At 31.0% G+C, this 12,959-nt stretch carries 12 protein-coding genes; 7 read left to right on the plus strand and 5 right to left on the minus strand.

The features are described 5' to 3' along the window. Positions 1-4 precede the first annotated feature (4 nt). The 3 genes from ACY3JM_RS04120 to ACY3JM_RS04130 are packed head-to-tail and all read right to left on the minus strand — an operon-like array spanning position 5 to position 3,530. Positions 5-469, minus strand: coding sequence for a hypothetical protein (locus tag ACY3JM_RS04120; RefSeq protein ID WP_463111764.1), 465 nt, complete (start codon positions 467-469; stop codon positions 5-7). A gap of 34 nt (positions 470-503) precedes the next feature. Further along, positions 504-1,796, minus strand: a complete 1,293-nt coding sequence (locus ACY3JM_RS04125; RefSeq protein WP_463082446.1) for an ABC transporter ATP-binding protein — start codon at positions 1,794-1,796, stop codon at positions 504-506. A 21-nt stretch (positions 1,797-1,817) separates the two neighbouring features. Then, a complete protein-coding gene (locus tag ACY3JM_RS04130) occupies positions 1,818-3,530 on the minus strand; it encodes an ABC transporter permease (RefSeq protein WP_463111765.1) in 1,713 nt (570 codons plus the stop codon). 267 nt (positions 3,531-3,797) lie between these two features. Here ACY3JM_RS04130 and ACY3JM_RS04135 point away from each other — a divergent pair, with 267 nt between their 5' ends. Beyond that, positions 3,798-6,311, plus strand: a complete 2,514-nt coding sequence (locus tag ACY3JM_RS04135) for a glycoside hydrolase family 57 protein (protein WP_463111766.1) — start codon at positions 3,798-3,800, stop codon at positions 6,309-6,311. After that, positions 6,301-6,978 (plus strand): deoxyribonuclease V, encoded by a 678-nt coding sequence (nfi, locus tag ACY3JM_RS04140; protein ID WP_463082443.1) that lies wholly within the window; start codon positions 6,301-6,303, stop codon positions 6,976-6,978. The genes ACY3JM_RS04135 and nfi overlap by 11 nt, the downstream gene beginning before the upstream one ends. On the opposite strand, the gene ACY3JM_RS04145 is transcribed toward nfi, so the two are convergent. Then, positions 6,955-8,031: a DUF763 domain-containing protein gene (locus ACY3JM_RS04145; RefSeq protein ID WP_463082442.1), complete on the minus strand. Its 1,077-nt coding sequence runs from the start codon at positions 8,029-8,031 to the stop codon at positions 6,955-6,957. The two genes, nfi and ACY3JM_RS04145, sit on opposite strands and share 24 nt — an antisense overlap. Before the next feature lie 44 nt (positions 8,032-8,075). Here ACY3JM_RS04145 and ACY3JM_RS04150 point away from each other — a divergent pair, with 44 nt between their 5' ends. The 5 genes from ACY3JM_RS04150 to ACY3JM_RS04170 all read left to right on the plus strand — a co-directional run bounded on the left by ACY3JM_RS04150 (position 8,076) and on the right by ACY3JM_RS04170 (position 12,086). Next, positions 8,076-8,537, plus strand: a complete 462-nt coding sequence (locus ACY3JM_RS04150) for a DUF192 domain-containing protein (RefSeq protein ID WP_463111767.1) — start codon at positions 8,076-8,078, stop codon at positions 8,535-8,537. A gap of 84 nt (positions 8,538-8,621) precedes the next feature. After that, positions 8,622-8,807: a ferredoxin gene (locus ACY3JM_RS04155; RefSeq protein WP_463082440.1), complete on the plus strand. Its 186-nt coding sequence runs from the start codon at positions 8,622-8,624 to the stop codon at positions 8,805-8,807. 70 nt (positions 8,808-8,877) lie between these two features. Then, positions 8,878-10,269, plus strand: coding sequence for a TldD/PmbA family protein (locus tag ACY3JM_RS04160; protein ID WP_463111768.1), 1,392 nt, complete (start codon positions 8,878-8,880; stop codon positions 10,267-10,269). An 11-nt stretch (positions 10,270-10,280) separates the two neighbouring features. Beyond that, the gene (locus tag ACY3JM_RS04165; protein ID WP_463111769.1) at positions 10,281-11,588 is read left to right on the plus strand and encodes a TldD/PmbA family protein; all 1,308 of its coding nucleotides are present in this window, start codon (positions 10,281-10,283) and stop codon (positions 11,586-11,588) included. A 21-nt stretch (positions 11,589-11,609) separates the two neighbouring features. Continuing rightward, positions 11,610-12,086 carry a ferritin-like domain-containing protein gene (locus ACY3JM_RS04170; RefSeq protein WP_463111770.1) on the plus strand — a complete coding sequence of 159 codons (477 nt, stop codon included), beginning with the start codon at positions 11,610-11,612 and terminating at the stop codon, positions 12,084-12,086. On the opposite strand, the gene dapF is transcribed toward ACY3JM_RS04170, so the two are convergent. Further along, positions 12,083-12,943 (minus strand): diaminopimelate epimerase, encoded by an 861-nt coding sequence (dapF, locus tag ACY3JM_RS04175; protein ID WP_463111771.1) that lies wholly within the window; start codon positions 12,941-12,943, stop codon positions 12,083-12,085. The two genes, ACY3JM_RS04170 and dapF, sit on opposite strands and share 4 nt — an antisense overlap. Between the last annotated feature and the right edge of the window lie 16 nt (positions 12,944-12,959).

The following is a 12,959-nucleotide window of genomic DNA, read 5'->3' on the forward strand; positions in this document are numbered from 1 at the left end:
ATTTCTACCCTCCCGGCTTTTCCTTAGTATAATGGAGAGAAAGATAGGGAATAAGAAAGGAAAAAGGGATAAGAGAAAAGGATATGGTGGGAGATAAAAATTGAGTATTTTGTAAAGAATAGAGAATAATTATTACATTACATATAAATCCTAATAGAAATGCTTCTTTATCCCTTCTAAAAAGTACTTCTTTTATTACAGGAAGATATATGAGAAATAAAAATTTAGAGATAAAATTTTTAAAGGTAAACAGGTGAATAAGAATAAAGATCTCATCTAAAACTGAGATAATAAGAGTTTCATTGATTTTATTGTGGGATGAAAAGTAATAAAGAATAAAACTATAAAAAATAGAAGATAATATTACGAGATATTGTAATAAGTCTTCGAAAAATATATTGGATATAACATAAGTATAAGTCAATAGAAAGGTTAATATTCTTATCCTACTTATAACAACAGTTTCCAAAATTCTAACCTCCCATTATTTATTTTAACACAAATTAGGTTTCCGAAGAAAGATTAATTAATTCTGATGTTTCAGGCAAATAGAGCTCATCCTTATCATCATCATATTCAAAGAGTTCTGCATATCGGCCCCAATCTATGAGTGTATCTAATTGTCTTTCTGCCTCTTTTGGTGTGAGGTTTTTCCTTAATAAATCTAAAAAGAAAGCCCTTGGAACTTTATGGTTTGATTTTGATTGAAGAACTTTGACTATCTGCTTTAGGAATGGAACTTTTTCAATTGCTAAAGTTTTAAAAATTTCTTTCCTCTCTAACACATCTGCTTCTGCAAATTTTTTACCAGCTTCAGTAAGTATTAAATCACCTTCTTTAACCTCAGCAAAACCTAAAAGTTCGCAGGCTTCTACAATAGGTAATAAATCTTCAACGTCCATGAGAAGTTCCTCTCCTAATTTGTATATATCAGCTTTCCCCTCTAAATCATTGACAAGTTCAACTAATCCTGTTATAGAACCCACGCTTGCTTCAGGAATATGAATATGTCTTTTTTCTTTCCATAAGATCTTTTCCAATGGTTTACCAGTTAAGGTGCTATAAATTTCATCTACAATCTCCAAAAATTCTTGAGATTTTTTATCTCTCCAATGAGGTATGTTTATTCTTATTTCTTTAATTATCCTTCCAGGATCTTTACTTAACAAAATGATTCTGTCTGCCATATATACAGCTTCCTCAATACTATGAGTAACTAAAATTATAGCTTTAGTTGGAATTCTTTTTTCTATCCATAATTCAATAAGGTCATTTCTTAAGTTTTCTGCTGTTAATACATCTAAGGCAGAAAAAGGCTCGTCTAAAAGGAGAATATCAGGTTCCATTACTAAAGCCCTGGCAAAGCCTACTCTCTGTCTCATCCCTCCAGAAAGCTCTTTAGGATATGCATTTTCAAAACCATCAAGTCCTATCAAATCTATTGCTTCTGTAGCCTTTTTTCTCCTTTCTTCAGGGGGTAAACCTTTTGCCTTTAGTCCTAATTCCACATTTTCTAAGACAGTAAGCCATGGAAATAGAGCAAAATTTTGGAATACCATCGCTACTCCAGGATTTATATCTTTTATTTCTTTACCCTTAAAATATACTTTTCCTTTATTAGGTTTTATAAGTCCTGCTATGATTCTAAGTAGGGTTGATTTTCCAGATCCCGATGGTCCTAAAAGGGCCAAAAAATCTCCTTCATTAACTGTAAAATTAATATTATCTAATACTGTAACAATGCCCTCTGGAAAGGTAAAGCTTACAGTTATATTTTCTAATTTAAGAAGTTCCATAATTTAAATACCTCCTAATCATCATGATAGCATTTCTTCTGATTTCTTAAATAATCTTTTCCAGAATAAACGGTTTATAGTCACCACCATGATAGCCATAGTAATAGTACTTCCAGCAAGGAGAGCATTATTTCCTGTACTTGAGGCTTCAGTTATCAAAGCTCCAAGACCCTTTATTTTTACCACCTTATTTTGAAATTCTATATATTCAGAAACAATACTCGCGTTAAATGCTCCTCCCATTGCTGTAATACCACCAGTTACCAAGTAAGGTAATATGGAAGGTAATATAAGTATTTTCCATTGTTCTTTTCTACCAAGTTTAAGAAGTTTGGAAACTTCGATAAGATCTTTTGGAATAGACATACCTCCTGCAATAATATTAAAAAGTAGATACCATTGAGTACCTAATAACATTAAAATAATACTTGCTAAATTTAGCCCTCCTGGTAGTTTTATAAGATACATAATGATAATAGGAAATATGGCTGTTGCAGGAATGGATGCAACTATTTGTACTATTGGTTGTAATATTTTAGAAAGTTTTGGATTCATTCCAATTTTTACACCTAAAGGTAAGGTCCATAATAAAGTAATAATAACTGCTAAGGATACTCTTAAAAGGGTTAGGAGTGCAGCAGTAAGAATTTCTTCCCAGGTAGTTAAAGGTAATTTAATTAATAGATTTAATAATCCGAAGACTCCTCTTAATACTAATAATCCTAAGAGGGAAGATACAATAATATTTAATATCTTTGGAAATATAGATATATTTTGGGCTTTTAGAGTTTTCTCCGTATAATATCTTACAAAACATTGGTTTAATTTCTCTTTTAAAGGATCAGCGATATGGTTTTTTATAAATTCAAATATTCTTGAACGTCGATACCATAATAATACTCTTGATTCATAAGTTTCTTCATCTTGAACAAATTCTATTTTAAATTTTTGTCCCCATGCAATAAGAGGTCTCCATACTAATTGATCTAAAAGTATGATCACAATAATTAATGTAAATAAGCCATAGAATAGTTTTGTTAAGTCTCCTTCTATGGCTGAAAATGATAGATAAGAGCCAATGCCTGGTAATACGAAATTTTGATTTGTTAATGTAAACATTTCACAGGCCATAAGGAAAAACCAGCCCCCAGCCCAGGACATCATACTGTTCCATATGAGGCCTATAGCAGCACATGGTAATTCTAAATTCCAAAACCTTTGCCAAGGATTTAGCTTTAAAATCTTAGCTGCTTCTCTGAGATCTCGAGGTATGGATATTAGGGATTGATAAAAACTAAATACCATGTTCCATACTTGTCCTGTAAATATTAATATAATAGATGTAAGCTCTAGTCCTATTTTGGAGCCAGGAAAAAGTGATATTACTGCCATAAATACAGGTGGTAAAAAGGACAAGACAGGTATGGATTGGAGAATGTCAAGGAGAGGAATTAATATCTTTTCCAAGTTTTTCTTATAGGCCGCAGTATAGGCATATACAATGGTAAAAATTAAAGAAATAATATAAGCGAAGATCATTCTTATAAGTGAAAAGATAGCATAAAGGGGAAGTTTTAGGGGGGATAGATCAAGATATATTTGTTGGGTGGGTTTTGAATAGATAGTATTTAAGGTTGCAATGGAGTAAATAATACTTCCTATAAAGAGGAATATTATTATGTCTCCAACAGAAAATTTTCGATATTTTATTGGAGACCAGATTAGCCTGGGCATTTTCTCTGGCCTCCTTTACGTAAGGGAGAGAATCTACTTTTTTCCATGATATCTTATCTCCTTTCCTTTGTATTGTAGTAATGAAAGAGTTACATCTCGGAATTACGTCTTCATTCTTACTACTCATACAATTTATTCTCTCCCTCCCTTCTTTTTTTCTTTGTTATAACACTTAACCTAATAATCGTCAATTACTTGATGATAAAAGGATATAATGATATTATACACTTGATTTTTAACACGTATTAATATATGGAGGTTCATATAATGAATGAAAACAAATTATATATAGCTTTTGTATGGCACATGCATCAACCTTATTATAAAGATACTATTAATAATCTTTCCCTTTTTCCATGGGTGAGGCTTCATGCAATTAAAAATTACTACAATATGGTGTCCATATTAAGAGATTTTCCCAAAATTAAGCAAACTTTTAATTTAGTTCCAAGTTTACTAATGCAAATTGAAGAATATTTAAATGGGACAACTACGGATCTTTGGCTTGAATATACACTTAAAAAAGTGGAGGATTTAAATGAAAATGAGAGAAAATTTATTAAAGACAACTTTTTTCTGCTTAATAAGGAGAAAATGGGGTTTATTTTTGATAGGTTTAAAGAATTGTATGATAAAAAGTTAAAAAATGAAGATTATTCTAATCAGGATTATTTAGATTTGCAGGTTTTATATAATCTGGCTTGGTTTGATCCTGAATTTAGGGAAAAGGATGAATTTTTGAGAGGATTATGTAAAAAAGGAAGATTTTTTAATGAAGAGGAAAAAGTAAAACTGATAGAGAAACAGTTTTATATAATTAAAAATTTATTTTCTCTTTATAAAGAGATGCAAGATTCAGGGCAAATAGAAATAACTTTTTCTCCCTTTTTTCATCCCATATTACCACTTCTTGTAAGTACCGAGAATGCTAAGATATCTACTCCAGATTTACCTTTACCTTCTTTTAGCTTTTCTTATCCTGAAGATGCAAAAGCTCAAATAATTTTAGGAAAGGAATATTATAAAAAAATTTTTTCAAGAGAACCTATAGGAATGTGGCCTTCTGAAGAGGCTGTTTCTCCAGAGGTTATAGTTTTATGCTCTGAGCTTAATATAAAGTGGATAATTACAGATGAGAAAATTCTTGGAAAAACTATTAGAAAAGAGATGGTGAGAAATAGTAATGGAAATATTTTAAATCCAGAAGTTTTGTATAAACCGTATAGAGTAAATATTAATGGTAAGGAAGTTAATGTGGTATTTAGAGATCAGTTCTTATCAGATAGGATAGGCTTTGTTTATATGAATATGGATCCCTATGATGCAGCTAAGGATCTATATGAGAGAATAATTAAAATAAAGGATAGATTACCTATGGATCAGTCTTATCTATTGACTATTGCTTTGGATGGTGAAAACTGCTGGGAATATTATGATAATGATGGTAGAGATTTTTTAAGGCATCTTTATACATTGATTGAAGATTCTAATGAAGTTGAAACTACAACGGTTGGAGAGTTTATACTTAAAAATCCTCCAAAGGATACTTTAAACTATATTTTTACAGGATCCTGGATAAATGCTGATCTTACTACTTGGATTGGAGAGCTTGAAGAAAATTTGGCTTGGGATTATTTGAGTTTAGTTAGAGCCTATTTAGAAAGGGGGATTAAAAAAGCCTATTTTGATAAGAATAGTTTAGATTGGAAAAGCTTATGGGCTGCGGAGGGGAGTGATTGGTTCTGGTGGTATGGAGATGATCAAGATTCAGGCCATGATGAGGTATTTGATTATATATTTAGAGTGCATTTAAAAAATGTTTTTAAATCAATAGATAAAGATTATCCTACTTTTTTGGATTTTCCTATTGTCTTTAAAAATCCTATTTGGAAATCAAGAGAATTTTTTATTTTTACTCCTAAAATAGACGGGAAAGTTTCTTTCCAAGATGAGTGGGTGCTTTCTTCTTTAAATCTTTTGGAGGAGGATGGATTAATAAAGAGAATATATTATGGCTATGATCTTGAGAATCTTTATATAAGGATTGATATAAAGAATGGTAAGGCGAGTGATTTCTTTGATAAAGGAATATCCTTAAAATTAAATTTTAGGGATTATACTAAAGAAATGTTATCCTTAGAAATATCAAAGGACAATAAAACATCTTTAAGTGAGGATATATTTTGGGCATTAGATGAGATTTTTGAAATAAGAATTCCCCTTAATATAGTTTTTTTACATAATGAAAAACTTCTTTTGGATATTCAGCTTCTTAAAGATACAAAGGTTTTAGAGAGTTATCCTAAAGACTCTAAAGGGTTTATGGTTAGAAAGCCAGGATTTCTTGAAGAACTTATAACAAAGCTTTATTTTCAAAGGTTGAATAAGGAAAAAGTGGCTGTTATAGAGTCCTTTATACTAAAGAGAAAAGAAGGGGAATTTTATAACCTTTATACTAAAGTTGTAATAGAGAATAAAACTTTCGATAATAATATGGATTTATCTTTTTCTGGTGATATTATTAAAGTAAGGAAAATTATTTACTTAGATGAATTTATTTTATTCTTACAAGCCTTAAGAGATTTAAATATTTTTCTCTTGTCAAATTACACTATATTTTATCCTTTTGCTTACTCTGTAAAACTGAATAATGTCTATATTCTTAAGCCCAAAAATTCAATGAAAAGATTTATAAATGCTTATATGAGTAAATGTGGTGGGGATAAGAATCTTAATATAGAGATGGAGAAGTTAGGAAGTATAGAGATTTATGGATTATGAAAGTTTTTTTGTTTGGAAAAGTAGAGATGAAGCAATAAAAATTCAAGAGGAGCTAAAAAGAAAAATTATTTTAAAAGATGGGTTTATTAATATAAACACAGTAGGTGGTGTGGATACATCTTTTTCTAATGATGTGGCATTATCTGTTATTGTAGTTATGAATTACAAAACATTAGAGTTAATAGAAATTTCTTATCATTCAATGGATGTAACAGTTCCTTATATACCAGGATTTTTAAGTTTTAGAGAAGGCCCAAGTATAATGAAAGCTTGGGGGAAACTCAAAATAAAGCCTGATATATTAATCTTTGATGGTCAAGGTATAGCACATCCAAGAAGATTGGGTATTGCATCTCATGTAGGTGTAGTGTTAGATATAGCAACCATAGGTTGTGCTAAAAATTTATTAATAGGAGATTTTAAAGAACCTGATAATAAAAAGGGAGCATTTAGTTATATATATGATAAGGAAGAGGTTATTGGTGCAGTGTTAAGGACAAAAGAGAATGTAAAACCTGTATATATATCTCCTGGTCATAAAGTTTCATTAGAATCCTCTATAAAAATTTCGTTTAATTGTACTTTCAAATACAGATTGCCTGAACCTATAAGATTAGCCCACATATACAGTAAGAAAATTCTATTAGATCTTAAAAAAGAAAGATAATTTTTTAAGAGTATCTATCTCTTCTCTTCTACCTAATTTTGCATTTTTAATTGCCTTTTCTAATATTTCTATGGATTTATCATAATTTCTTTTGTCTACAGGATAGGGATGTCCGTCTTTTCCGCCGTGAGCAAAAGAGAACCTTGCTGGATCTTTTATGCTTGCTGGATTTCCATATACAAGCTCGGATATCAATGCTAAAGCTCTAAGAGTTTTTGCTCCTACACCTTCTCTTAGTATTAAATCTTGGAAATCCTTTGGAGGATTTTCATAATTTTTCAATAATACAGTCTTAAGATTTTCAGGCTTTATTTCTCTAGCAGTTATTGGATGGTAAGGGGGTAGTCTTAAAGAGACTTTTTCCCATAACTTTGTTATATCTTCTGGTTTTTCATGAAATAAATATGTTATTGTTTCCTGAGCTTTTTTACTTTCTTTTGAAACCAGGTTTAATACGTAATTTTCAAATCTTTCACTAATAATACCTTTATGGGGATCTTCCACAAAACTTTTTATTTCATCTCCTAACCAATGATATCTTCTTGCATAGTGGTTTTTTTCATTCATTCCTTGTTGGATAACACACCATTTGTCATTTTTTGTAAATACTAAAAGATGGGTATACAATTGATATCCATCCTGAATAGCATTATTATCTACCCTCGCTACTATTCTACTTATAAAGATCCATTTATTTGGATCAATGCTACTCTTCTCTGATATTTTTATGATTTCTTTAGGAGTATTTAAAGCTGTTTTTCCCTTTCCTCCTACTATATAAAGTCCTATGTCATCTGGAATTTCTCTAAGAGCTTCTTTAAGTGCGGATCCAGTAGTTGTAGTAAGTCCACTGGAATGCCAATCGAAACCTAATATACATCCTAAAGCTTGAAACCAGAAAGGATCCGAAAGTTTTTTTATAAGATCATCAATTTTGTTCTCCATATAGAATAGAAGAATGATTTCTCTTGATAGCTTTTTCATTCTATGAAAAAGCCATTGAGGTGCTTTACCAGTATGAAGAGGTAGTTCTGCAAATTCTCTTTTTATCATACTATAATTATAGCAAGAAATAAAAAGAAAGGGGCTATTATGTAATGAAAAAGTTTATATTTTTAATGATTTTTGGGATCCTAATTATATCTTTAGTAACCTTGGGAACTTCTAAGACAGTTTTTCCAAAGGGAAGACTTATTATTACCCAAAACCATAGAAGTTTGGAGATTCCAATAGAGATAGCTGATAAGGAAGAATTGCATACTTTAGGACTCATGTATAGAAAGGATATACCATGGGAGTATGGAATGCTCTTTATATTTTCCACCGATGTATCCTACGGTTTTTGGATGAAAAATACGTACGTACCGTTAGATATTGCATTTATTTCTTCTGATAAGATTATCTTTAATATTCAGAGAATGTTACCATGTAAAGAGGGAAAAGATTGTGCTGTGTACTATAGTCCAAAACCCTATAGATATGCTTTGGAAGTTAAAGCGGGATTTTTTGAAAAATATAAATTCTCTGTAGGAGCTAAAATAGATTACATAAGAGAATAATTGTTGACTTTTAGGATAAAATTTTCTATTCTTTAAGAGAATTTTTAAGATGATAATACTATATTATAAAAGGAGGTTAATTAAATGAGCGTACCAAACGTAAACAGAGAACTTTGTATCGGGTGTGGTGTTTGTGCATCTTTATGCCCTGATGTTTTTGAGATTGATAGCGAAGGAAAAGCTGTTGTAAGAGAAGGGGCTGATTGCGAGTCTGCAGGTTGCTGTCAAGATGCAGCAGATTCTTGTCCAGTCGGTGCAATTACTCTTTAAGAATTATTTAAAGATTTGAGGGGGAGATAAAACTCTCCCCTCTTAAGGTTAATAATTGAGGTTAACAAATATGTTAAATAAAAACTTAATAGAAGAAATTCTTGGTATTGCTATCAGACATGGGGGAGAATTTTCAGAAATATTTTTAGAAAATTCTCATTCCCTTTATTTTTATTGGGATGATAGAAGGGCGGAAGAGGTAACTTATGGAGAGGATATAGGGGCTGGTATAAGGATTATTCAAGGAGACAAAGTATATTATGGTTATACTACTGATATAAGTGAATTGGGTTTAAAGAAGCTTGCTAACAATTTATCAGAGGTAGTTATTAAAGGAGAAAACAATAAAAAGATAATTATGGAGGATAAAAAGGAATTTATTACCAAAGCATTGAAAGATTATAAATCGGTAGAGGTTGGGGAAGGTATTGATCTTTTGAAAATAATGGATGAAAGTTCAAGAAATTATAGTCCAAGAATTGTCCAATTTACATCAGTAATAAGGAACCATACTCAGGAAATACTTATAGCAAATAGTGAAGGTGATTTTGTAGAAGAAAAGAGAGTGCGAAGTGTCGTTTATGGGTTTGCAGTTGGTGAAAAAGATGGACTTATACAAACTGGTTATGAGATTGTAGGAGCTACTTTAGGCTGGGAACTTTTTACTGAGGATTTGGTTAAGAATGTAGCTTTAGAGGCTTCTCGAAGAGCTATTTTAATGTTAGAAGCTGAGGAAGCGCCTGCTGGAATTATGCCTGTGATTATTTCTTCTCAGGCTGGGGGTGTTCTAATTCATGAGGCAGTAGGTCATGGTTTGGAGGCAGACTTAGTAGAAAAAGGTGTTTCTGTTTATAAAGGTAAGATAGGGGAGAAAGTAGCTTCTAATTCTGTAACATTAGTAGATGCTGGTGTGTTGGAAGAAAAATATGGAAGTTCATATGTAGATGACGAAGGAGTTAAAACAAATTATAATGTGTTAATAGATAGGGGAATATTAAAAAGTTATATGCATTCAAGAATTACTGCTAAAAAGTTTGGAGTAGCTCCTACTGGCAATGGTAGAAGACAAAGTTTTAGATATCCACCAATCCCAAGAATGACTAATACTTTTATCCTTCCTGGGAATAGTAAGTTAGGGGATATGTTAGATAAAGTAGAAAAAGGTCTTTATGTGGTAAAAATGGGGGGTGGTCAGGTTGATACAGTCTCAGGAGATTTTGTTTTTGAGATTGAAGAAGGTTATATGATAGAATCTGGAAAAATTAAAAATCCTGTGAGGGGAGCTACTTTGATAGGTAATGGGCCTAAAATCCTTGAGAAAATAGAATTAATAGGTGATGATATTGGTTTTACTCCAGGGACATGTGGAAAGGATGGTCAGGGTGTACCTGTTACTGATGGAATGCCTACCATATTAATATCTGAGATTACTGTAGGTGGAACTAAAAAGAGGGAGGATTAGATTTTTTAATCATGTTAGATATAGAATTTGTTTTGAAATTTCTTAAGAAAAATAAAGTTGAAGGAGAAATTTTTTATCAAGAAAAGGAAAAACATTCTTTAACAATATATGGTGGAGACGTAGAGAAATATCAAGTATCAAAAGAACAAGGTATAGGTATAAGAATACTTAAAAAAAACAAGCAAAGTTTTTCATACACTACTGATATTAAGAATGTGGAGGAAGCTATAAATAAGGCATTGGCATATGTTGATTATATGCCTATTGATGAAAATTGGAGTTTAGTAGAAGATTTGGAAGCCAAAGATATAAAAGGATATATTGAGGATCCTCCGATGGAGGAAAGAATTAACACTCTTAAAGAAATTGAGAAGAAAATATATTCTAAGGATAAGAGAATAAAAAGTATAAGAAATATAGTTTGGGAGAAAATATGTGAAAATAATAAGATAATAAATACATTAAATACTTTCCTTGAATACAATTATCAATATCAATATGTTTACACAGAAATTTCAGCTTCTGATGGGAATAATGAGAGAAGCGGTTTTGAGTTTGATACTGGAAGAACTTGGTATGATTTGAATTTTAATAATTTAGTAGATAAGGTTGTTTGGAAGGCTACAAGCTTATTGGGAGCTGAGCAAACCCTATCTAAACGTACTACAATTTTACTCCCCTCAGATGTGGCAAGTGATTTTTTAGAGCTTCTTTCATATATGTTCATTGCTGACAATGTTCAGAAAAACAAATCATTATTGAAGGGATTAATTAATCAAAGAGTGGCATCTCCAGTATTGAGTATTATAGAGGATCCTACTGATGAAAGGTCATTGGTTCCAAGGGCTTTTGATGATGAAGGAGTTAAAACATATAAAAAGTATCTTATTGAAGATGGAATATTAAAGGAATATCTTCATAATTTATACACTGCTAATAAAGAAAGAAGAAATTCTACTGGAAATGGAGTGCGTCTTAATTTTAAGAGTCTACCTAAAATAGCCTCCTTCAATATGTATATAAAACCAGGTATTAGAACAGAGAGAGAGATAATATCTTCTGTAAAAAATGGTATTTATATTATTTCTTTAATGGGATTACATCTTGCAGATACAGTTTCTGGAGATTTTTCCTTAGGTATAGAAGGTTTGCAAATAAGAGATGGTGAATTTTATAAACCGTTAGCAGAGATGACTGTTGCTGGAAATTTAAAGGATCTTTTAAATTCAATATCTGAAGTAGGAAGCGAATTATATTTTAAAGGGAATGTAGCTTCTCCAATAATAAAGTTAGAAGACGTTATGGTATCTGGAAAGTAAAAAAAGGAGGTTTTATAGAAAATGGTAAAGATGTTTTCTTCTGCTGATCTTTTAGAAATGGCAATTCACTTAGAAGAAGAGAGTGAAAAATTTTATAAAATATTGGAATCTAAAGTGGAGAAGGAAGACTTAAAAAGACTATTTTCATATCTTGCTGTTCAGGAGCATGCTCATGCAATAACTTTTAAAGAGATTTATCGTGAGATTGAAAAAGAAGGTTTTGTATCTGCTTATCCTGATGAAGAAGCCAATAAATATTTACATGCTTGGGTGAATTCACAGGTATTTATTGATTGGGATGAACTTACCAAGAAAACTGTATGGAACAAAGAAGAAATATTAGATCTTGCTATCAGACTTGAGAAGGATTCTCTTTTATTTTATTATGAGATAGAACCATTTATACCAGAGAAAGATAGAAAAATCCTCTCTGAGATAATAAAACAAGAGAAAGACCATTTATATCAATTAACAGAATTTAAAAAAGGAATGATTTAAATCTCTTTAAGTTTTTCCCAAAATTCTTCAGAGAATTGACCTTTAAATACTTCTTCTACAGGACCTATGAGGTTAACAGTCCAATCTTTATTTATTCTTATTTTTAATTCGCCCCCAGGCATAAGAACCTCTACATAATTATTGACAAGACCTTTCCTATATGCTGCTGAAACTGCTGCACAAGAGCTACTACCAGATGCAAGTGTATAACCAGCACCTCTTTCCCATATTCTTATCTCTATTTTTTCAGGAGATATTACCTTTACCATTTGAACATTTGTTCTGTTTGGAAAGAGAGGATGATTTTCCAAAGTTGGACCTAATTTTTTAATTTTTTCTTCATCAATATTATCAACAAAAAACACACAGTGAGGGTTACCTATGGAAAGGCAGGTTATTTTTATTTTTTCGTGATCTATTTCTAATTCTTTGTCTACAAGTTCTTCTTCTTCTGTATTTACAGGAATTTCTTTAGTATTAAAGGTAACTTTTCCCATTTCAATTTCTATACATTTTGCTTTGTTATTTTTTTCCTCAATTATATTGGCTCTAACCCTTCCTCCTAATGTGTGTATAAAAAATTCTTTTTGAGAGGTAAAACCGTAGTCATATATATATTTAGCTAAAATTCTGAGTCCATTGCCACTCTTTTCTGCTTCACTTCCGTCAGGATTAAAAATTCTGACAGCAAATTCGTTATCGTTAATCTTTTCAAATACAAGGATACCATCAGATCCTATACCCATATTTCTATTACAGATTAATCTAATGTTTTTCTCGTTTAATATAAAATCAATTTTATTTTTTTCAAGGACTATATAATCATTTCCAAGACCATGACTTTTTACAAATTCCATAACTAATTTTCCTCCC

Source organism: Dictyoglomus sp. SSW (genome assembly GCF_055181335.1).

Coding starts and splice junctions, on each gene's coding strand:
- nfi (WP_463082443.1), top strand. CDS start 6,301: ATGGATTATGAAAGTTTTTTTGTTTGGAAAAGTAGAGATGAAGCAATA.
- ACY3JM_RS04155 (WP_463082440.1), top strand. CDS start 8,622: ATGAGCGTACCAAACGTAAACAGAGAACTTTGTATCGGGTGTGGTGTT.
- ACY3JM_RS04145 (WP_463082442.1), bottom strand. CDS start 8,031: ATGATAAAAAGAGAATTTGCAGAACTACCTCTTCATACTGGTAAAGCA.
- ACY3JM_RS04160 (WP_463111768.1), top strand. CDS start 8,878: ATGTTAAATAAAAACTTAATAGAAGAAATTCTTGGTATTGCTATCAGA.
- dapF (WP_463111771.1), bottom strand. CDS start 12,943: ATGGAATTTGTAAAAAGTCATGGTCTTGGAAATGATTATATAGTCCTT.
- ACY3JM_RS04150 (WP_463111767.1), top strand. CDS start 8,076: ATGAAAAAGTTTATATTTTTAATGATTTTTGGGATCCTAATTATATCT.
- ACY3JM_RS04165 (WP_463111769.1), top strand. CDS start 10,281: ATGTTAGATATAGAATTTGTTTTGAAATTTCTTAAGAAAAATAAAGTT.
- ACY3JM_RS04135 (WP_463111766.1), top strand. CDS start 3,798: ATGAATGAAAACAAATTATATATAGCTTTTGTATGGCACATGCATCAA.
- ACY3JM_RS04170 (WP_463111770.1), top strand. CDS start 11,610: ATGGTAAAGATGTTTTCTTCTGCTGATCTTTTAGAAATGGCAATTCAC.
- ACY3JM_RS04130 (WP_463111765.1), bottom strand. CDS start 3,530: ATGCCCAGGCTAATCTGGTCTCCAATAAAATATCGAAAATTTTCTGTT.
- ACY3JM_RS04125 (WP_463082446.1), bottom strand. CDS start 1,796: ATGGAACTTCTTAAATTAGAAAATATAACTGTAAGCTTTACCTTTCCA.